This window comes from Paraburkholderia sp. GAS82, assembly GCF_050436285.1.
In the GTDB taxonomy this organism is placed as follows: Bacteria; Pseudomonadota; Gammaproteobacteria; order Burkholderiales; family Burkholderiaceae; genus Paraburkholderia; species Paraburkholderia phenazinium_B.
Genome location: NZ_JBNDLX010000005.1, coordinates 529,005 through 549,116 on the forward strand (window position 1 = coordinate 529,005; position 20,112 = coordinate 549,116).

A 20,112-nucleotide genomic window follows, 5' to 3' on the forward strand; every position below is an offset into this window, starting at 1 on the left:
TGCCATGAGCACACAACAAAGCGCTATGGTTTCGCGCACAACGAGACAAGGCATTGCACTTATCGGCGCTGCATCGCTCAAAAAATATCCGCTTGCCGGGCGTTCAAATGTTTCATTAATAGAACTGATCATAGGTCATTCCTATTCGTCCGCCCAAACCCGTGGCACGAATAATGCTGCCCAGCAAAGGGCAACTGCGAACGAGCCGCCACCTTCAAGGAACCAACGTGCCCACTGAACCATTAGATCCAGAGCTTGTGGTCGAAGATGAGGCCGGCCGGTCGTGGACCAGGCGCCTGGGTCCGGGCCTCGTGACGGGCGCGGCCGACGACGACCCGAGCGGTATCGCAACGTACTCGCAGGCCGGCGCACAATTCGGCTTCGGTCTGCTGTGGACCATGCTGCTCACGTTCCCGCTGATGGTCGCGATTCAATCGATCAGCGCGCGCATGGGACGGGTTACCGGCCGCGGACTCGCCACCAATCTGCGCCGCCACTATCCTTCGCAGATCCTTTATGCCGCCGTGATGGTTCTGCTGATTGCCAATACGATCAATATTGCCGCCGACCTCGCGGCAATGGGTGCGGCAGCCAAACTCGTGCTCGGCGGTCCCGTGCCGGTTCACGTCGTTCTGCTGGGCACTTTTTCCCTTTTGCTACAGGTCTTTGTGCCATACGAGCGCTATGCCCGCATCCTTAAGTGGCTCACGCTCGTATTGCTTGCGTACGTTGCGATTGTGTTTGTCATTCCGGTCGACTGGAAGGCCGTTGGCCTAAGCATTGTCAAACCGCACATTCAGTTCTCCGGCCACTACCTGACCACCGTCGTTGCCGTGCTTGGCACCACGATCAGCCCTTATCTGTTTTTCTGGCAGGCCTCGCAGGAAGTAGAAGAGATTCGCTCCGAACCGGGCCAAGAGGCCTTGCTGCGTGCGCCGCAGCAGGCAGAGTCCCAACTCAGCCGCATCACCTTCGATACGTGGATTGGCATGGCGATGTCGAATGGCGTGGCGTTCTTCATCATTCTTGCCGCGGCGACGACCTTGCACGCACATCACATCCAGATCACCACTTCCGCCGACGCCGCAAGCGCTTTAAAACCGATTGCCGGTTCATTCGCATTCCTGCTGTTCAGCCTCGGCATTATCGGCACCGGCCTGCTCGCTCTTCCTGTGCTGGCAGGGTCTGCGGCTTACGCCGCTGCCGGCACGATGAAGTGGCGTAACAGTCTGGCGCTACAGGTTAGCCTTGCCAAGCAGTTTTATGCGGTGATCGCGATCGCGATTCTCGGCGGCGTCATACTCACCTTTGTCAATTTCGATCCGATCGACGCGCTTTACTGGAGCGCCGTTGTGAACGGGCTAGCAGCGGTACCCATCATGGTGCTGGTTATGCTCATGTCGGCGCGCCGGGACATCATGGGCGAGTTTATCGTGACCGGTCTGTTGCGCTGGGTGGGATGGATCGCGACTGCGGTGATGGCGTTAGCGGCACTGGGAATGTTCTGGCCGACGTAACTCTTTAGACAAATATCAGGCAAGCGACCCGAGACCTGCGTCGTCGCTCTCGGACACGTAGATCTGATTGCGGCCTCGCCGTTTGGCAACGTATAAGGCACGGTCTGCTGCCGCCACCAGACCACTCGCGTCGCGACCCTCGCGCGGCTGTTGTGCTGCGACGCCCAGGCTCACGGTCACTACCCCAGCGGGACTCGCCAGGTGCGGCACCTGCAACCCTTCAACCGCCAGACGGATACGCTCGGCAACCCGCCGTGCACCGTGCAGATCGGTGTCCTTAAGGACCAGCGCGAACTCTTCACCGCCATAGCGGGCCACGATATCCGAGGGACGCCGCGCCGACAGGGCAATCGCCTGCGCGATCGTCCGCAGACAGTCGTCGCCGCGCTGATGACCGTAGTGGTCGTTAAAACTCTTATAGGCGTCGATATCGATCATCACGACTGCCATAAAACTGGCGTCATTGGCCTCCGCGAGGTGCCGCCATTGATGCTCCAGTTCGCGGTCGAAATGCCGGCGGTTAAAGAGCCCCGTTAAACCATCGCGATAGGCTAGCCCCTGCAGTTCAAGACGTTCTTCTGCAAGACGTTGTTCGGCAGCTTTGCGTGCGGTGATGTCACGAGCCGTCGCCGTCAGCGTTTCAGGCTGCCCGGAAAACGGATCGATCACCGGACGAAGGTAGGTTTCGAGCCACAGGATCTGGCCGTCGGGTCGTCTGAAGCGGCTCACCTGCGACACCTCGCTCGCGCCGGCGGCCAGCTTTTCGATAGCCGTAGCCAGCGCGTCGCGATCGTCGGCAATCACCAGATCGGGAAAGTATTCGCCAATCAGCTCGTCGGGATCGCGACGCATGACCGTTTGAGCTCGCGGCGAAACATACGTTAGACGGCCATCGAGCGTCACGCTCATAACGATGTCGGTCGCGTTCTCCGCAAGGATCCGGTAGCGCCGCTCGCCCTCGCGCAACAGCCCTACCAGACGGCTGCGCGAAACTTGAGTCGCGCTGATCGGCAGCGCAATGCCTAACGCAGCCAGCAAAAACAGTTGCAGCGAAAAGATGCGCGCTTCCATGTTCGCATACGGATACATCCAGAGCGGTCCGATGCCGTGCATGGTGAACGCCACCGCAATGGCAAGACACAGCATCAGGCCGACCATGACGCTAGCGAGATCGGCCTGAAATGCCAGCAGCATGATTGGCAGCAACGCCCAGTAGAGCAAAGGGAACTGGTTTTGTGCAAAGACGCCGGTCGTTACCGCGCAAACCAGCAGGAGCAGTCCCAAGGTCTTTAGACCCCGCTCCCCACGCAACAGATGGGCACCCTCGCCGCTCCAGAGCACGAGCGCGCCAGGCGTAAAGATAGCCAGACTGAGTGCGTCCGAAACGAACCAGTTAGCGAAATTGGGCAGCAGATTGCCGCTCAGTTGCCCACGCAACAGCACGCTTGCCAGCACGCCGGACACGAGCGGCGCGAGTATCACGCCGCCGGCGATGAATCTGACGAGCGCTTTAGGCCGCAGCAGTTCGGCGATCGAAGTCACGCGTGGCGCAAAGCTAAAGGCAATCAGCACCTCGAGCGTATCGGCAAACGTGTAAGAGAGGGATACCGCAAGGCTCTCGCCAAGCAGATTGGCCGCCATATTGCCTGCTATGCCGCCGGCAAGCACCCAGTAGCGCTGGGCCGGCGCGGCCACCATCATCTGGCCCAGTAACAGCGCATTCGCAAGCCAGATGGCCGCAATTTCGCCTGCCATGCTTTTGAGTGCGCCACTCAGCATACAGGTGAGCATCGTCACCGCGAACGCAAGCAGCGTGGCGCGCAGTGTTGCGCTCACTCTTTGCCGACGTGTTGCATCCGGAAATCCCGGCGATTCTCCTGCTGGTTCTTCGCTTGACTGCCCCATACGCTTGCTCTCAGTTCTTCTTGTTGGCGTAGGCTCGCACGGAACTTCCAGCCGTTCCCCGACGCGCGGCCTTACCTTGTTCTTCAAGACGATCTTGCGATTCGTCCCCGCGGAGCCAGTGTATAGAGATTCGCGCGAATCCAGGGTGGGCACCTTGGGCTGAACGTGCAGAACACCGCAGAACGCGAGCTTTTAAGCGCAATGCTTAACTTACAGGAGCTTAATCAACCCGCTCGGACGACTTGAAGGGTGCCGGTTAGCGCGATTTTATGGAGAGCGCATTGTTCGCAGGCCTAAGCCGTTGGCTCAATCTTATGCGTGGTGGGTAGCCACCAGGCGTGGGCGAACAAAGCGAACAGGGCAGCCAAGGCGGCTAAAGCCCGCTAATGCGGCGTGGGCGACGCTCTCCATTAAAGATCGCCGTTGTCACATCGCGGCTTAATGTCCGCTGGCCAGCCGGTCCGGCGACGATGCCGACGGCTCCTGATTACGTGCGGTAGACCACATTTCGTGCTGCAGCCAGTCGCGAAACAAGGCCAGTTGCGGTAAGTCGTCCTGCTCGGGGCGTGTCACCAGCCAGTACGACTGGTGGCCATCGACGTGCACGTTCAGCACTTGCACGAGTTCGCCGTTTGCGAGTTCGCGCGCGATCATATGGCGGTCGGCGATCGTGATGCCAAGACCGTCGACGGCCGCGCGAATCGCCAGGTCGAGCAGATCGAATTCGTAGCCACCGGTCGTATCGACGCCGACAATTCCCGCTGCTTTTAGCCAGTGCTGCCAGGTCAGATAGCGTTGCTCGTCGCTCGCCAGCACGTGCAGCAACGTGAACTGATTCAGGTCGATGCCCTGTTGTCCCGCATGCCGCGCGAGCAGCGCCGGCGAGCAAACCGCAATATGCCGCTCACTCATCAGCAAGCGATTGTCGAAGCCCTCCCATTCACCGTCACCGAAACGGATGGCACAATCGAGCACGCCCGATTCGGCAAGCTTGTCCTCGACGCGCGTCGACAGACTCAGTTCGAGCTCCGGATGTTCGTCGCGCAGGCGTCCCAGACGTGGCATCAGCCAGCGGCTGGTAAAGGTGGGCGGCGCATTGATACGCAAACGGTTAAGGTGGGTCTTTTCCTGAATGCTGCGCACGGTCAGTTCGATCTTGTCGAACGATTGCTGCAGCGCTTGCAGCAACAGGCGCCCCGCCGCCGACAGCTCAAGATGGTGATGGCGGCGTTGCAGCAGGGATTCCCCGAGTTGCTCTTCCAGTTGACGCACTTGCCGGCTAACCGCGCTCTGCGTGACATTCAACAGTTCGGCGGCACGTGTGAAGCTGCCGGTGCGGCCAGCCACTTCAAAGGCTTTGAGCGCATTGAGCGCGGGCATTTTTCGTTTCAAGGGCGTCTCTGATCGGATGCGGCAAAGCGGAGTGACATTTTACGCGCTCGCCACGCTGGTCCTTTCGCCGCTCACGAGTGCGAAGAGATGCCGGCCACCGCACGCAACATTCAACCGTTCAATGGACAGACAAATTACTTCGTATGACGAATTGATTTGAAAAGGCACGCTTGCTCGTCCGCCAGGCGCCAGAATTTGTGTCGCAAATCGAAATAGTAGTTGAATTCCGTATGCGATTTTCCGATGGGGCCGCCTTACCAGGTAGGGCTTACGCCCTTTCGTTGCTTTCAAAGGGTCCGAAAGACACATCTCTGTCATAAACACGACATATTCGTAAACCAGCATGAAACGTTGACGCGACTACTTTTTGGGGCAACGCCATGCCGGAACTGTCTTACCCGCAAACGCCTGCCACGGGCGGCCGAAACCGCAACATTGGTATGATCATTTTCCTGATCGTGATCGCGATTGGTGCGGTGTACTGTGCCGCCCATCTGGTCAGCGATCTGCAGTCGGTTCAATCGCTCAGCTTTCTGCCTTACCTGTTGCTTGGCGTCGCATTGCTGATCGCGCTCGGTTTTGAGTTTGTCAACGGCTTTCACGATACCGCGAACGCCGTCGCTACCGTCATCTATACCCATTCGCTTGCGCCGAATTTCGCGGTGATCTGGTCGGGCACGTGGAATTTCCTCGGCGTCCTGACATCGACCGGCGCAGTCGCCTTCGGCGTGCTGCAGCTTCTGCCCGTCGAACTGATTTTGCAGGTCGGCAGCAGCGCGGGTTTCGCGATGGTGTTCGCACTGCTGATCGCGGCGATCATCTGGAACCTCGGGACGTGGTTCTTCGGCTTGCCCTCATCGAGCTCGCACACGCTGGTGGGATCGATCATCGGCGTCGGCCTGATGAACCAGCTGATGCACGGCTCCAGCGGCACGAGCGGCGTGGACTGGAACCAGGCGTTGGGCGTCGGCAAGTCGCTGGTGTTCTCGCCTATCGTCGGTTTCCTGCTATCGGGATTGCTGCTGATGGTCCTGAAAGCGGTCGTACGTGTGCCGGCCCTGTATGCCGAACCGAAGGGCAACGAGCCGCCGCCGTTCTGGATTCGCTGCCTGCTCATCCTGACCTGCACGGGCGTCTCGTTCGCGCACGGGTCGAATGACGGCCAGAAAGGCATGGGCCTCATCATGCTGATCCTGATCGGTACGGTGCCGACCGCCTACGCCTTGAACAAGGCCGTGACGCCTGCGGAAACGCAAACCTTCGTCGCCGTGTCGCAACAGGCCGCCGCGACGTTCGGCAAATACACCAATGGCGCACCGCCGTCGGCCCATCCGCGCGCCGACGTCGAAGCGTACGTGCAGACGCATAAATTGACGCCGGAGACGCTGCCTGCGCTCCAGCAGCTGACCACGCAGATTGGCCAGCAGGTTGGCACGTCCGGCTCGATGGCAGCGGTGCCGCAGGATGTCGTCGACAACGTGCGCAACAACATGTACGTCGTCTCCGAAGCGGTTCGCCTGATGGACAAGGCCAAGCAGCCCGACTTTGCCGCAGACGACGACAAGGTGATCGACAACTTCAAGAAGCAGATCGATCGCGCCACCAAATTTATCCCGACCTGGGTCAAGGTCGCAGTAGCGATCGCGCTCGGCCTGGGGACGATGGTGGGCTGGAAGCGCATTGTCGTGACGGTCGGCGAAAAAATCGGCAAGCAGCATCTGACCTACGGGCAAGGCGCGTCGGCGGAACTGGTGGCGATGCTGACGATTGGAGCGGCTGACGTCTACGGTCTGCCGGTGTCGACGACCCACGTGCTGTCGTCAGGCGTGGCCGGCACGATGGCAGCCAACGGTTCCGGCCTGCAATGGAGCACCGTGCGCAGCCTGCTGTTGGCATGGGTGCTGACGCTGCCGGTTTCGATCGCGCTGGCAGCGGGCTTGTATTGGGTGTTCCTGCACGTGTTCTGAAGCTTCAGCGGACGGGGTTGTGGCGGCACGACAGGCCGCCCATCCCGTCAGCCATAAAAAAGCGCGGCTCACGAGCCGCGCTTTTTTTGTCACATCGATCCACTCAAACTCAATACAGTTCAGGCACGATCATATTGGCCGGCACCGGTTGCCGGATGTACTCGCTGTTATGCACACGCTCCGGCAGGTTGATCGTCGGATGCTCGATCTCGTGGTACGGCACCTGGCTCAGCAAATGGTGAATGCAGTTCAGACGCGCGCGCTTCTTGTCGACGGCCTGCACGACCCACCACGGCGCTTCGGGAATATGCGAACGCTGCAGCATCACTTCCTTCGCGTGCGTATAAGCCTCCCAGCGGCGGCGGCTTTCCAGGTCCATCGGGCTCAGCTTCCACTGCTTGAGCGGATCGTGGATGCGGGTCTGAAAGCGGATTTCCTGCTCTTCGTCGGTGATCGAAAACCAGTACTTGATAATCTGCACGCCGCTGCGCACCAGCATCTTCTCGAACTCCGGCACCGAGCGGAAAAACTCCTCGTACTCTTCGTCGGTACAGAAGTTCATCACGCGCTCGACACCCGCCCGGTTGTACCAGCTGCGGTCAAACAGCACCATCTCGCCGCCAGCCGGCAGATGGGTTGCGTAGCGCTGAAAATACCACTGCGTGCGCTCGCGATTGTTCGGCGCCGGTAGTGCCGCAACCCGGCACACGCGCGGGTTCAGGCGCTGCGTGATGCGCTTGATCGCGCCACCCTTGCCTGCCGCATCGCGTCCCTCGAAAATCACTACCAGACGGTGCCCCGTCGCGACGATCCAGTCCTGCAGTTTGACCAGCTCCCCTTGCAGACGGAACAGCTCGCGGAAGTAATGCTTACGCGCCTCGCGATGCTCGGGTGAGAAGCCCGCTTCGCCGTCGCCGATGCGGTCGTCTACCTCCATCTCGAGCTCTTCGTCGTACGCGTCGATGAGATCCTCTTCAAAACGGCGCTGCCGTTCTGCCATCGATGCCGTATCGGCGCTGGGATCCTGCTCTTTCATCGCGACTCTCCTGAAACGGGGAATAGGTAGGCGCACCGCGCGAACCGCTGCGGCAACCGCCCGATTATCGAGTACCGAGGTGTCACTGTTATTACTGGGGCGACATGCGTAGCGCCTGAAGGGCCGCCACGGATGATTTCCGCTCATCCGGACACCGATCTGCGCGCGAACCGTCGTATGCGAACCATGATAACCAGTTTGGCCACCTTTAAATTGGCCTACGGCCAGTTTCTCACGCCCTTTCCCGTGCCTTGAAAACCGGCAGACAGCCCTGCAGTTACGCTCCCGCCTTGTCCGGAGCTTCACCATGGGAAGCCGTCCCCGTTTTATCGACGACCTGTCGCGCGCGGCGTCTGAGCCCGTTGCGCCTGGCGGGTCCACTGGCCCGTCCGCGCTATCCGACGACGCCCTGCTCGACGCCTACTCGCGCACCGTGATCGGCGCGCTGGAGCGCGTCCAGCAGGCAGTCGTCTTCATTTCCGTCGAACACCGAACCCCCGTCAACCCCGGTGGCCGCGGCACGCGCGGCGGCACCGGCTCAGGATTTCTGTTCACACCTGACGGCTACTTGCTGACCAATAGTCATGTCGTGCACGGTGCCGCGCAGATCCGCGTGACCCTCGCGGACGGCAGCCAGTTCGACGCCGATCTGGTCGGCGACGACCCCGGCAGCGACCTCGCCGTGCTGCGGATCGGCTCGGCCGAACCATTGCCGCACGTCGAACTCGGCGAATCCGGGCGGCTGCGGGTCGGTCAGATTGCGATCGCGGTTGGCAACCCGCTCGGCCTCCAGCAGACCGTCACGACCGGCGTGGTGTCCGCCCTCGGCCGCTCGCTGCGCTCGAACTCGGGCCGCATGATCTACGACGTGATCCAGACCGACGCGGCCTTGAATCCCGGCAATTCGGGCGGTCCACTGATCAACTCGGCGGGCCAGGTGATCGGCGTGAACACGGCCATCATCCCCGGAGCTCAGGCCATCTGCTTTGCCACCGCAATCGACACCGCCAAGTGGGTCATCATGCAGATCTTCGCGCATGGCCGCGTGCGCCGTGCGTATATCGGCGTAGCGGGCACCACGACGCCACTGTCGCGGCGTGTACAGCGCTACTTTGGATTGAACTCGGAGACCGGCGTGCGGGTGATGGAAATCGTCAAGGCGAGCCCGGCCGCGCTCGGTGGACTGCGCACGGACGACACGATCGTCGCGATCGATGCGCTGCCCGTCGACGGGGTCGATAGCCTGCAACGGGTGCTGGATGCGTCGCGCATCGACCGTCCAGTCAATATGACGGTGTTGCGCGGCGCGCAGCGGCTCGAGCTGACGCTGACGCCGGTCGAACAGGCGAGTTGAGATTGATGCGAAGAAACGCACCAGTGTCACGGCGATTTTCTATACTGAGGGAACCGACCCTCGAGCGCATTCAAACTGCATGGGATCGGCGCAGGTGCTTTAGCGCCAACGCCGACACAGGAGAGCGATGTGGCAAGCAACTATCAGGTGCGAGTCACGCGGAACACCGCCGACTACGACGACTCCGGCGTGCCGCGTGTGACGAAAACGCCAGCGCGCGTTGAAATTGCCGCATCGCGACGCGAACTGGTGTTTGCCGATCGCGACGCCCTGCAGCAATTTATCGACGCCTGCGTCAAAGCCCGCGAAGAGGCATTCGGCGTCACGTCGAACTCAGCCCTCTCGGAGGCCGATAAGGCCGCCTGGGCACGCTTCCTCGGGCGGTTTACGGAGTTGTAAGCGCATCGCGCGTCACTGCTCGAGCCGTATCGTGCTGCACCGCATGGCGGCGGTGCAGTGCTGAATGCGCGCCCGCCGCCATTTCAAACGCTCACTGAACCACTCGCGTCACACCGCGGCCACGCGGATCGGCAGCCGGCTCCGGCGTATCGCCATTGACCTTGATGACCTGGATATCGCCGCTGAAATCCTGGCCTTTCAACACGTAACCCTTAGCCTCGATCTGCTGCGCGAGATCGCCGGTAATCGGCTTGTACGGCTCCCAGAAGATCGTGTTAGGCGGCAACAACTGGTGATGAAAGCGCATCGCGGCGACTGCGTCGGGCAACGGCATGTTGAAGTCGTAGACGTTGTTGATCACCTGGAAGATCGACGTGAAGATGCGCGAGCCACCCGGCGTGCCGATCACCAGCGACACCTTGCCGTCCTTCGTCAGGATAGTCGGCGTCATCGACGAAAGCGGACGCTTCTTCGGCGCGATCGCATTCGCATCGCTGCCCACCACGCCAAACTGGTTCGCCACCCCCGGCTTGGCGGAGAAGTCGTCCATTTCATCGTTGAGCACGATCCCTGTGCCGTCCACCACGACGCCCGAGCCGAAATAGCCATTGAGCGTATAGGTGTTCGACACCGCGTTACCCCACTTGTCGATCACCGAGAAATGCGTGGTCTCGGCCTTCTCCGGCATCGAGGTGCCGAGTCCTGGCTGCACACTCTTTGTGTCCGATGGAGTCGTGGGGTTAACGTCGGCGGCGCGTTTGGCAAGGTACGCATCGTCGATCAACTGCGCCACCGGCACCTTGTAGAAATCAGGGTCGCCCATGTACTGGGCACGGTCGGCAAATACACGCTTTTCGATTTCCGCAATCAGGTGCACATACTGCGCCGAGTTGAGCGGCACGTCCTTGAAGTCAGGTGCGATATCCGCCTTCATCTTTAGCAATTGCACGAGACCGACACCGCCTGAGCTCGGCGGCGGCGCGGTGATCACGTGATAGCCGTTCCAGTCAGCCTGAACCGGCTCACGCCAGATGGCCTTGTATTGCTGCAGGTCCTGCTTCGTGATCAAGCCATGGCCGCGCATGGATGTGGCGATCAGGTCGGCGGTCTTGCCATCGTAGAAGTCTTTGGCACCCTGATTGGCAATACGCGTCAGCACGGCGGCAAGGTCCGCCTGCTTGAAGGTGACGCCCTGCTTGAGATTACCAAAGTAGGTATCGAAGTTGGTCTTGCCTGCAAAGTCTTTAGCGGCATCGTCACGACGCTGTTGCAACTGTTCGCTCACTTCGAAGCCGTCTGTAGCGTACTTGATGGCCGGAGCCAGCACCTGCTTCCACTTCAGCTTGCCGAAACGGCGCTGCGCTTCCCACATGCCTTCGACCGTGCCCGGCACACCCACCGCGCGATAACCGAACAGGCTCATGCCTTTGACGACCTCGCCCTTGTCGTCGAGATACATATTGCGTGTGGCCGCAAGCGGCGCCTTCTCGCGATAGTCGAGAAAGTACGGTTTGCCGTTGACATACAGCGTCATAAAGCCACCACCGCCAATGTTGCCAGCTTCCGGATACGTCACGGCAAGCGTAAAGGCAATCGCCACGGCGGCGTCGACGGCATTGCCGCCTTCCTTGAAGATCTGCTCGGCGGCATCGGCGCTGAACTTGTCGGCCACGGCAACGGCCGAAGCATCGAGAACGGTGGCTTGCTGAGGGGCCTTGGCATACGCCGGGGCGGTCTCGAGAAAACCGCTCGATACGGTAAAGAATGCGGCTGCTGCAAATGCACTCGCGGACAACTTTACTTTGCCTACTGACATTAACTGTCCTCCTTGACCATTCCCTGACTAAACAAAACCTCTGCCTTGGGCTTATAGCACGCTCCTCAACGTTTGCGAAGGCAAAACCTGTAGTCCTAACTTTGAACGCTTACGCGCGGCCCCGGCTACCCTTTGCGATCTCATCGCCACTACCCTGCGGCAGACGCGCTGTGACAGGAATCGAACCGACCGAGAACAAACCCACTACCAGAAACGCCGGCCAGAAGTCCGACCAAACAATCGCCGGATGACCCTGCAGATGGTGCGAAATCTCCAGCACGATACCGCCGATCGTCACGCCGAGCCCAAGCGAGATCTGCTGGATCACGCTCGCCACGCTAGTGGCACGGCCGATGTCGCGGGCAGGGATATCCGCATAAGCCAGCGTATTCAGCGAGGTGAACTGCAGCGACGGGAAGAAGCCGCCGAACAGCACGATGCACCAGATTGCCCAATGCGGCATGCCGGGGAAAAACAGTCCGTAGACCGCGATCGCCAAGCCCGCCAGGCCCGCATTGACCATCAGCACCTGGCGAAATCCGAAGCGCTCCAGCACCCGCGAGGCGGCCGCCTTCATGAAGAACGCGCCGAACGCTGAAGCACAGGTAATTGAACCTGACACGAAGGCCGTCATGCCAAGCCCTTCCTGCAACGCTAATGGCAGCAGAAACGGCACCGCGCCAAGACCAATGCGAAACAGCGAGCCACCCAGCACGCTTGCATGGAAGCTCGGAATGCGCAGCAGACGCAGATCGAGCACCGGCAGTTCAACACGGCTCGCATACAACCAGTACACGAGCAGCAACGCGGCGCCGGCCACGCACATACCGAGCGACAGACTGTTCGACACCAGTTCGCCGCCGACCAGCGACGCGCCCAGCATAAACAGCGAAGCGCCGGCCGCCGACAATACGAAACCGAACCAGTCGAGCCGTCCCGGATGCGCCTCGTGGACATTGGCGATGTGCTTGTTCGTGAGCCAGATGCCGAGCACGCCGATCGGAATGTTGATGAAAAAGATCAGGCGCCAATGCAGATACGTGGTGATGAACCCGCCGAGCGGCGGTCCAAGCACGGGGCCGAGCAACGCGGGTACCGTCAGGTAGTTCATGGCCCGGATGAACTCCGACTTCGGCAGCGAGCGGAAAATAATGATGCGTCCGACCGGCACCATCAACGCACCGCCAAGACCCTGCACGAAGCGCGCAAACACAAACGTGCCGAGCGAACTCGACGCAGCGCACATCAGCGAGCCGGTCATGAAGATGCCGATTGCCGTGCGAAACACCGTGCGTGAGCCGAAGCGGTCGGCCACCCAACCGCAGATGGGAATAAAGACGCCGAGGCCGATCACGTAACTCGTGATGGCAAGCTTAAGGGTAATGGGACTTTGGCCGAGGTCGCGCGCGAGGACGGGGAGCGACGTCACGATGACTGTGCCGTCCACGTTTTCCATGAACATCGCACATGCGACGATCAACGGAACGATGAATGCACCCAGGGCGAGAGGCATTGGCGAGACGACGGCTGACGAAACCGTCGGCGTAAAGGCGCAATTATCGCATTGCCCCGGCAACAGATGTTGTTAAGGAAGGTGATTTACACAGCACAGCATGCTGTGATGACCCCGCGCGGGATCTGTGCGAGATGGCTGAGGATGCAACGAAGCGTGCAGAAAAGAAATGTGCCGGCATCAGCCGGCACACTCACATCGCATAGAAAAGCGGGAAGCGGACCTTAACGCGGCGCCGTGACCAGCGGCTGCAATTGCGGCAGGATCTCGGTGCGGGCACGCACAACGTCATTCGGAAAGTCGATCTCGATCCACGGCGCGCCGGTCACGTCGGCAGTATCGAACACCTGGCTGCCCTCAAGCAGCAGATCGCGCACGGCCTCTTCGTGCGGCAGATTCGAGCGGCCGCTGTCGATGTAGCCCGCCACGATCTGCGCAAAGCGCTGCGCCGTTTGCTCGCGGAAACGGAAGAAACCGACCGACTCGCCAATCGTGTCGTATTCGAGGTTCACCGCGAGCTGCTTGCGCAACTCGACCGGCACGCCGTCTTTCAGACACAGCTTGACGGGCTCGTCGCCCGCTTCGAAATCACGGTCGATCAGCAGCCGGTTTGCCGTCTCGCCCGCCACCAGGGCATTCAGGATGCGCTCGTCATACAGCACGTCGGCGTCCATCAGCAAGACGTCGCCGCCGCGCGTCAATGCGTCCGCTACGGTGTGCACCGTCAGCACGCTGCCGAGGTCGAAACGCGGATTGATCACCGTCTCGACCGGGTGCGGCCAGTTGATGCGCTTCAGCTCTGCCGCGACCAGTTCCGGCTGGAAACCGAGCGCCAGCACGACGTCGGTCACGCCAGCGGTTTCGAGCATCTGCAGATGCCGCTCGAGCAGGCTCACGCCGTCGAACTGCAGCAGACACTTCGGGAACTGTTCACCAGGCGGAAGCTGGAGACGCAGGCCAAGGCCCGCAGCGAGAATAATGGCACGCATGCGCGGTCCCTTTCTAAAAGTAAGATTTGTCGACAGCCGGCACCTGCGTCGCGCGCCGACGCTGCCAGTTTCTTTCACTGAAATGCAAGTACAACAGGCCCGGCAAGCCAAGCAGGAGCTCACGGGCGCGCTTGGCAAGCGACAGCGCCAGCGCCGCCTCCGGCGGCAAGCCGACAAGCGGCGCGAGCAGCAGATAACCACCCTCCTGCACCCCAAGCGAACCGGGAATCGCAAACGCAGCGCCGCGAATTGCCTGACCCAGGCTTTCGAGCAGCAACGCGTCGATCCAGCCCACCGGATGACCGAGGAAGCGCAGCGCAAGCCACACTTCCACGGTGCCGACGATCCAGCCTACCAGGCTCAGCGCAAAACTCGCCAACACGCGGGCGCGGTCGCGATAGAGCGCCTGCACGGCACCATCGACGGCATCGGCGCGCATCGTGAGCGACGACCAGTCGCGCTTGCCGAACACCTTCGACACCACCCGCAAAAGCCGTCCAAACAGGCCGCGCCGCTGGGCGAAGAAGAACAGCGCAATCATTCCGGCGAGTATAGCGGTGGCAATAAAAGTTGCGGTGCGCAGATCGTGCAGCGCGCCTTGCGCCGCGTAGGCGCCGAACAGCAGCAGGCCGAGCACGGCAAAGACGATTTGCGCGAGCGCCTGCAGCGTGGTGCTGACCGTGATCGCGGCGGCCGCATCGCGCATGCGCATGCCGCGTTGCGACAGTTGCCGCACGATCACCACAGGGCCGCCAATCTGTCCGGCCGGCAACAGGCTGTTGACCGACTCGCCGGTCCAGCGCGCCAGCAGCGCATCGAGCGCGCTTACACCGTCGCGCCGGCGGTCGAACAGCACGGCGATCGCCGCCGAATCGAGCACCAGCGGCACGAGATGGAATGCGGCCACCAGCGCCAGGCCCCAACCCGCCACCATCAGCGTCGACGTAACGGAACCAAGGCCCTGCCAGGCGAGCAGCGCGACGAACAGCGCCACGCCGATCGTCAGCAGGATCACGGCCGCGCGAGTCATGCGCCGGCCCCTTTGCCTTTGACCATCTGACGGAACACCTGGCGGAAGCCGAAGTAGGCGATCGCGTCTTTCATGTTCGAGATGAAACGCCGCCACGGGCGCATGTTCGGATCGGTAACGTATTCGAACGTCAGCGAGACGCGGAATTCGTTGGCTCCAGCCGGCGTGATGCGGTGGCGCAGCTTGTCGCCGTCGAAAAACACCAGGCCGCCCGGCGGAATCTGCACCGAGCCGGGCACGTCCGGCACGTCCGGGTTGCGCGTATGCAGTTCGTAATCGAGACGGCACGACGACTCGTCGATCACGCCAAGCAGCAGCGTATAGCGACGGCCATCGTAGTAAGAGGTGTCGTAGTGCCAGCCAATATGATCGCCCGGCCGCATGTAGTAGTACAGCGCATAGGCGTGCGGATCGTCCGCCGGCGAAACCATCAGCTTGTCGCCACTCAACTGCTCCAGCCAGCCGATCAGCTCTTTCGAGCGATACAGCTCGGCAATGAACGGCGCGAGACGGTCGATCGTGTGACGGCTGACACTGCCGCCCTGCTTGTGCCCCGGCAGGTAATTGCGGTTCACCTCGTCGAGCAACGCGCGGGCGCTATGCACCAGTTGCGCCGTCACCTCGGGCGCCAGGAAGTCTTCCATGTAGAGGAAGGCGCCCTGATCGGCGAAGTCCTTGCGCAGACCGGCCGTGTCGAACTGGCGTGTACGGCAGGCGACTGCGCGATCCGCCTCGGGAGCGGCCGCGGGTGCTGGTGCGCCGGATACCTGCTGGAACGAAGCCTGGCTGACCACGTGCTCTTCGGCCTGCGTACTCATTGACTAACCTGCATCTGACTGGTCTCGGCCACGGGGCGTGCATTGCGACGCAGCGCGCGGCGATAGTCGACGATCACCCAGATGGCAAAAAGCGGCGCGCCGATCGAAGCAGCCACCACGAACGGCGTGATAATGCCCGTCAGCGTGACGAGTGGCAGCAGGTACAGCACGTCTTCGGTCTCGAAACCGGCCACCGATGCCTGTTTGGTGCCCGATTTTCCTTCCATGTCTTCAATCCGCATACGCAGGAAGAAAATCACGGCGACCGCCACTCCGGCCAGTCCTCCAAGGAACCCGCCCGGCAGGACCCGGCCGACTTCGTGCACCGGGCCAATGCCAAGGCCCAAGCCAACGAACAGCAGGACCGTCACGAGCGCGTCGCACGCCAGGTCGTAAAAATGACCGATCCGACTCGACTTGCCGCTGATGCGCGCGAGCTCGCCGTCCGTGTGGTCGACGAAATTCGACAGCACGATCAGCAGTGCGCCTGCATTGGCCCATACAAACCCGCCACGGGCCAAGCCCAGCGCGCCCGCGACGCCAATCAGGAGGCGCAGGGTGGTCAGGTGATTAGGGGTGACAAACGTGTTCACAAGCGGCGTCACGAGCCGGCGGGCAAGCCTCGCGTCCCACGTTTTTGGGACCGGAACGTTTTTTAGGGATATTGGTCGCGAATTCATAACCCGGAAATATATACGGTTACAGGAAATCCTGCTCTTCTCCGCAACAAAAATCCCTCTAACCGTTGACAGGAGCGGACTTCAGCACGAATCCCCGAACGTTGGTAAAGTGCGAATCCAGTTGCGCCTGTAACGCCGTGTAATCCAGATGCGCAACCCCGCGCGGCGGCCCTTCCAGCCTTGTCGTGCGGCGAATTTGCCATTTCGACCACGCTACCCCGAAGGCCATGAAGCACGTTTTTTCGACCGCCCTGCTCGTCTTGTCTGCGACAGCCCTGCCGCTTGCCGGCCACGCCGCCACGGCGCTCGACGCGTCGCTTGCCTGCAACGAATCTGGACATCAGTTCATCTCGGACCTCGCCCAGCAGCAACTGATCGAGGCAACGCCGATGCGCGTCGAAAGCAATTCGATCAATGCATTCAAGCCGGCTAAAGGCGCCGACCTGACCGCCTTCGGCTTTCACGTGTTCGCGGTGGTCGGCTTCGAGAAGGACGATCCGATGTTCCGTACCGGCGACGGCGAGCCGCTTGCCAATTCAGCTTACGGCGCCGTGGTGTGGGGCAGCGATTCGAGCGTGCAGGAGGCGGTCACGCAGGCCGGCAGCACGGCGGCAATCGTGCATCACGTCGCCCCGCACGTTACGGCAATTTTCTGCAAGCGGAATTGAGAACGGGTGCGAGCGCCGCGCCCGGAGATCTCACCCCGGTTTGGCGCGGACTCAGCCCGGACGCCGAAAGCCGTCTGCCACCCACGCGGTCGCGTTTGCTTTGCCTAGCTTGAAGTTAGGCGCCACTTTCACCTGCGCGAGCTGCTCGCCAAAAGCGTCGAACGCGGTCAACAACGCGTAGGGATCATCTTCGCTCGGCACGATGTCGAGCGTGACCGCCAGTTCCCCGTCGCCCGACGGCGAATCCACTGTGACCCGTTTGTGCAGCATGGCGTGCAGCTGCTGCTCATGGCGGCGCAATACCTCCGACGCCGTCTTCACCAACGTATTGAAAGCACCCGTATCGAGCGGCTTCGGGTTCTTCTTGTCACGTCCCATCGTCCATGGTCCGACCAGCGCAGGCTCCGCCTCGCCGTCCTTGATCATTTCCACCGCCCAGCCGTCGTCGTCTTCGTTCTTGATGACGCGCGCCGTCCACCCGTCATCGCGCCACAAACGCGCTTCGCGCTGAATCTCGGGCACTTCGGGGAGGTCTTCCGTCGCGGAATCGGCAGCGGTGTCGGGCGAAGGAAGGGACTTGTCGGTCATTGCAGGGTCGCTCAGGTTTGGAACAGGTTCATCAGCACAAGGCTCAGGGTTCGATTCTACCTGTCCGCGCGACCGCCAAGGACGGCCTACGCCTTTCAGCCAAGGTGGCTGATTCTTTCCATTTATAGAAAAATGTTTTTCGAAATTACCAGGAACTTATAATCGAATTCAATACGGAATAAAAAAACGCGGCCCGAAGGCCGCGTATAAACAGATGAAAAAGACACCCTCGGTCAAAGGGTGCGCTTAATTGTAAATCGAGTAACCCGGCGTAATCGCAACAACAAATGGAATAATCTCTTTCGCGAAACTTAAGAATCGGAATCCTGTCGTTCGGCCAACAGTCCGTAAGGCGCTGAGCCGCCAGGGACGGGCGTCGCGCATGTGCAACATCAAAACAGTTGACAACATCGTGACGCCCAATAAATCAAACAGAAATTCACTTTATTTACTTGCACTTACGTCTGATCAAACGCGCCATTCCTGATTCGGAAAAGCATTGTTGCGCCATACAACGTAAATCAATGGATTAGACGGAATACACTTCGCTGCGAATCACTAGGCGGCCGGCGGCGTCGGCATTAAGCCCTATATCGCGATTCTCTACGGACTGTCTCGGAGTTAAAAAGCATGAAAAAAACCCTCATCATCGCGGGCATCATGGGCGCGTTCGCCATCAACGCCCACGCACAAAGCAGCGTCACGTTGTACGGCACGCTGGATGCCGGTGTGGTCTACACGAACAACCAGGGTGGCCACAACAACTGGCAACAAGGTAGCGGCACGGTGTCGGATACGTACTTCGGCCTGCGCGGCAGCGAAGACCTCGGCGGCGGCCTGCATGCCATCTTCACGTTGGAAGACGGCTTCAACATTAACAACGGCCAGTTCAACGAAAGCAACACGTTGTTCAACCGTCAAGCTTTCGTCGGTCTGCAAAGCGACCAGTACGGTACGCTGACCCTCGGCCGTCAATATGACTCCGTGGTCGACTACCTCGGTCCGCTGTCGGAAGCAGGTTCGGGCTACGGCAACAACCTCGCCGCCCACCCGTTCGACAACGACAACCTCGACAACTCGTTCTCGATCAAGAACGCAGTCAAGTACCAGAGCGCGAACTACGCCGGTTTCCACTTCGGCGGCTTGTACGGCTTCAGCAACGACGCTGGCCAGTTCGCGAACAACCGCGCATATAGCGCCGGCGCTTCGTACACCAACGGCCCGTTGAATGTTGCAGCTGCCTACCTGCAGATGAACAACTCACTGGGCAGCTCGAACTCGGGCGGTGCAGTGTCGGCAGGCGCAGGCAACGATGCCAACCTGACGGCAGCAACGCAGCGCACGTATGGCGTGGGCGCGAATTACTCGTTCGGTCCGGCTACGGTTGGTCTGCTGTACACGCACACACAGGACGACAACCTGATCGCCGGCGACCAGAACGGCGTGGGCTTCACGGTGCCGACGGGTACGAACCTGCACCTCGACAACTATGAAGTCAACGGCAAGTACGCTCTGACTCCGGCGCTGAGCCTGAACGCGGCGTACACGTTCACGAACGGCCATGCGACGGGCGGCACGAGCGATGGCGATCCGAAGTGGCAAACCGTTTCGCTGCAGGCTGACTACTCGCTCAGCAAGCGCACTGACTTCTACCTGGAAGGTGTGTACCAGCATGCGTCGGGCTCGTTGGGCGATGGCAGCGCGAACGTGGCTATGATCAACACGCTGTCGCCGTCGTCGACCGGCAACCAGGTGGCAGCGACCGTCGGTCTGCGTCACCGCTTCTAATGAAGCTGCGGACCGGATCGAACGATCCGGTCTGTTGACACTGCTGAACAACGCACGCGTGACACGATCACGCGTGCGTTTTTTTATGGGCGCGCGAAATGTACAAGTGTCGAACCGTCATGCATACGCAGGTATACTCGATGCAGCCGCCTTCCACGCTGCAGGCCTCATCGGGCGCTCGCCGCGGTTGACCGGCGGCTTCGTCGCGGAGCACCACGTTCTCCGCCCATGGCCCAGTTCCCGCGCCCGACCGGGAGCGCCGACGATCCGATTATGAAAAAACTTCTTCTGTTACTCGTTCCCACTGCACTCACGCTTGCGGCCTGTGGCTCGTCCGGCCCCACGCGCGATGCGTCGCAACCGCTGGTGTTCGTGACGTCGCAACGCACCACCTCCGACATTACAGAATGCCTGGAGAGCCGTCTTTCGCGCGTACGGGCATCGTCCGTGGGCGGAGCGACCGAACTGGCCGTTGGATCGGATTCCAACACTTCGTACTTCGTTACACTTACGCCTGCCAGTGCCGGGTCCGTCATCAAGGTGATGCGGCCGGCCAACTCGCCGGACGATCCGCCGGAACCGGAAATGCGCTTCGATATCGCGCGCTGCGCGACTTAAGCAGCGGGCATCGCGTCTGCGCTTTGCGCGGCGC

The 20,112-nt window shown here is 60.9% G+C and carries 17 protein-coding genes; 7 read left to right on the forward strand and 10 right to left on the reverse strand.

Features of this window, described 5'->3' with window-relative positions; all coding sequences use genetic code 11:
* Positions 1-227: 227 nt before the first annotated feature.
* Entirely contained in the window at positions 228-1,517 is a 1,290-nt protein-coding gene (locus tag P3T17_RS18850) for an Nramp family divalent metal transporter (RefSeq protein ID WP_429408458.1), read from the forward strand.
* 15 nt (positions 1,518-1,532) lie between these two features.
* Here P3T17_RS18850 and P3T17_RS18855 read toward each other — a convergent pair whose 3' ends face one another.
* Positions 1,533-3,353 carry a diguanylate cyclase domain-containing protein gene (locus tag P3T17_RS18855; protein WP_429408460.1) on the reverse strand — a complete coding sequence of 607 codons (1,821 nt, stop codon included), beginning with the start codon at positions 3,351-3,353 and terminating at the stop codon, positions 1,533-1,535.
* A gap of 507 nt (positions 3,354-3,860) precedes the next feature.
* Entirely contained in the window at positions 3,861-4,802 is a 942-nt protein-coding gene (locus P3T17_RS18860; RefSeq protein ID WP_429286199.1) for a LysR substrate-binding domain-containing protein, read from the reverse strand.
* A gap of 392 nt (positions 4,803-5,194) precedes the next feature.
* Here P3T17_RS18860 and P3T17_RS18865 point away from each other — a divergent pair, with 392 nt between their 5' ends.
* Positions 5,195-6,781, forward strand: a complete 1,587-nt coding sequence (locus tag P3T17_RS18865) for an inorganic phosphate transporter (RefSeq protein WP_074266328.1) — start codon at positions 5,195-5,197, stop codon at positions 6,779-6,781.
* 109 nt (positions 6,782-6,890) lie between these two features.
* Here P3T17_RS18865 and ppk2 read toward each other — a convergent pair whose 3' ends face one another.
* Positions 6,891-7,817 (reverse strand): polyphosphate kinase 2, encoded by a 927-nt coding sequence (gene ppk2, locus P3T17_RS18870; protein WP_074266329.1) that lies wholly within the window; start codon positions 7,815-7,817, stop codon positions 6,891-6,893.
* A gap of 307 nt (positions 7,818-8,124) precedes the next feature.
* Between ppk2 and P3T17_RS18875 the strand changes: the two genes are divergently transcribed.
* Entirely contained in the window at positions 8,125-9,171 is a 1,047-nt protein-coding gene (locus tag P3T17_RS18875) for a S1C family serine protease (RefSeq protein ID WP_429408462.1), read from the forward strand.
* A gap of 129 nt (positions 9,172-9,300) precedes the next feature.
* Positions 9,301-9,570 (forward strand): hypothetical protein, encoded by a 270-nt coding sequence (locus P3T17_RS18880; protein ID WP_429408464.1) that lies wholly within the window; start codon positions 9,301-9,303, stop codon positions 9,568-9,570.
* 91 nt (positions 9,571-9,661) lie between these two features.
* Here the strand turns inward: P3T17_RS18880 and ggt are convergent, their stop codons facing one another.
* From ggt to P3T17_RS18910, 6 genes are all read right to left on the reverse strand, one after another.
* Positions 9,662-11,386, reverse strand: a complete 1,725-nt coding sequence (gene ggt, locus P3T17_RS18885) for a gamma-glutamyltransferase (protein ID WP_429408466.1) — start codon at positions 11,384-11,386, stop codon at positions 9,662-9,664.
* A 109-nt stretch (positions 11,387-11,495) separates the two neighbouring features.
* Positions 11,496-12,899, reverse strand: coding sequence for an MFS transporter (locus P3T17_RS18890; RefSeq protein ID WP_429286110.1), 1,404 nt, complete (start codon positions 12,897-12,899; stop codon positions 11,496-11,498).
* Between the two features lie 224 nt (positions 12,900-13,123).
* Positions 13,124-13,888: an NTP transferase domain-containing protein gene (locus tag P3T17_RS18895; RefSeq protein WP_429408468.1), complete on the reverse strand. Its 765-nt coding sequence runs from the start codon at positions 13,886-13,888 to the stop codon at positions 13,124-13,126.
* A gap of 13 nt (positions 13,889-13,901) precedes the next feature.
* Positions 13,902-14,918, reverse strand: a complete 1,017-nt coding sequence (locus P3T17_RS18900) for a flippase-like domain-containing protein (RefSeq protein ID WP_429286112.1) — start codon at positions 14,916-14,918, stop codon at positions 13,902-13,904.
* On the reverse strand, positions 14,915-15,736 hold the full coding sequence (locus P3T17_RS18905; RefSeq protein ID WP_429286113.1) for a HalD/BesD family halogenase: 822 nt from the start codon (positions 15,734-15,736) through the stop codon (positions 14,915-14,917). The genes P3T17_RS18900 and P3T17_RS18905 overlap by 4 nt, the downstream gene beginning before the upstream one ends.
* Positions 15,733-16,416: a CDP-alcohol phosphatidyltransferase family protein gene (locus P3T17_RS18910; protein ID WP_429286114.1), complete on the reverse strand. Its 684-nt coding sequence runs from the start codon at positions 16,414-16,416 to the stop codon at positions 15,733-15,735. Before P3T17_RS18910 ends, P3T17_RS18905 begins: the two co-directional genes overlap by 4 nt.
* Before the next feature lie 227 nt (positions 16,417-16,643).
* Between P3T17_RS18910 and P3T17_RS18915 the strand changes: the two genes are divergently transcribed.
* A complete protein-coding gene (locus P3T17_RS18915) occupies positions 16,644-17,084 on the forward strand; it encodes a hypothetical protein (RefSeq protein ID WP_429286115.1) in 441 nt (146 codons plus the stop codon).
* A gap of 51 nt (positions 17,085-17,135) precedes the next feature.
* On the opposite strand, the gene P3T17_RS18920 is transcribed toward P3T17_RS18915, so the two are convergent.
* A complete protein-coding gene (locus P3T17_RS18920; RefSeq protein WP_429286116.1) occupies positions 17,136-17,672 on the reverse strand; it encodes a hypothetical protein in 537 nt (178 codons plus the stop codon).
* Positions 17,673-18,302: 630 nt separating this feature from the next.
* Here P3T17_RS18920 and P3T17_RS18925 point away from each other — a divergent pair.
* Together P3T17_RS18925 and P3T17_RS18930 are read left to right on the forward strand one after the other, a co-directional pair.
* Complete coding sequence (locus P3T17_RS18925; protein ID WP_429286117.1) at positions 18,303-19,460, forward strand: porin; 1,158 nt, start codon at positions 18,303-18,305, stop codon at positions 19,458-19,460.
* 273 nt (positions 19,461-19,733) lie between these two features.
* Complete coding sequence (locus P3T17_RS18930) at positions 19,734-20,078, forward strand: sugar ABC transporter ATPase (RefSeq protein WP_429286118.1); 345 nt, start codon at positions 19,734-19,736, stop codon at positions 20,076-20,078.
* Positions 20,079-20,112 lie beyond the last annotated feature (34 nt).

Bases quoted from the DNA above. Each gene is read 5' to 3' on its own strand.
- P3T17_RS18860 (WP_429286199.1), bottom strand. From the start codon at position 4,802: ATGCCCGCGCTCAATGCGCTCAAAGCCTTTGAAGTGGCTGGCCGCACC.
- P3T17_RS18865 (WP_074266328.1), top strand. From the start codon at position 5,195: ATGCCGGAACTGTCTTACCCGCAAACGCCTGCCACGGGCGGCCGAAAC.
- ppk2 (WP_074266329.1), bottom strand. From the start codon at position 7,817: ATGAAAGAGCAGGATCCCAGCGCCGATACGGCATCGATGGCAGAACGG.
- P3T17_RS18875 (WP_429408462.1), top strand. From the start codon at position 8,125: ATGGGAAGCCGTCCCCGTTTTATCGACGACCTGTCGCGCGCGGCGTCT.
- ggt (WP_429408466.1), bottom strand. From the start codon at position 11,386: ATGTCAGTAGGCAAAGTAAAGTTGTCCGCGAGTGCATTTGCAGCAGCC.
- P3T17_RS18890 (WP_429286110.1), bottom strand. From the start codon at position 12,899: ATGCCTCTCGCCCTGGGTGCATTCATCGTTCCGTTGATCGTCGCATGT.
- P3T17_RS18895 (WP_429408468.1), bottom strand. From the start codon at position 13,888: ATGCGTGCCATTATTCTCGCTGCGGGCCTTGGCCTGCGTCTCCAGCTT.
- P3T17_RS18900 (WP_429286112.1), bottom strand. From the start codon at position 14,918: ATGACTCGCGCGGCCGTGATCCTGCTGACGATCGGCGTGGCGCTGTTC.
- P3T17_RS18905 (WP_429286113.1), bottom strand. From the start codon at position 15,736: ATGAGTACGCAGGCCGAAGAGCACGTGGTCAGCCAGGCTTCGTTCCAG.
- P3T17_RS18910 (WP_429286114.1), bottom strand. From the start codon at position 16,416: ATGAATTCGCGACCAATATCCCTAAAAAACGTTCCGGTCCCAAAAACG.
- P3T17_RS18915 (WP_429286115.1), top strand. From the start codon at position 16,644: ATGAAGCACGTTTTTTCGACCGCCCTGCTCGTCTTGTCTGCGACAGCC.
- P3T17_RS18920 (WP_429286116.1), bottom strand. From the start codon at position 17,672: ATGACCGACAAGTCCCTTCCTTCGCCCGACACCGCTGCCGATTCCGCG.
- P3T17_RS18925 (WP_429286117.1), top strand. From the start codon at position 18,303: ATGAAAAAAACCCTCATCATCGCGGGCATCATGGGCGCGTTCGCCATC.
- P3T17_RS18930 (WP_429286118.1), top strand. From the start codon at position 19,734: ATGAAAAAACTTCTTCTGTTACTCGTTCCCACTGCACTCACGCTTGCG.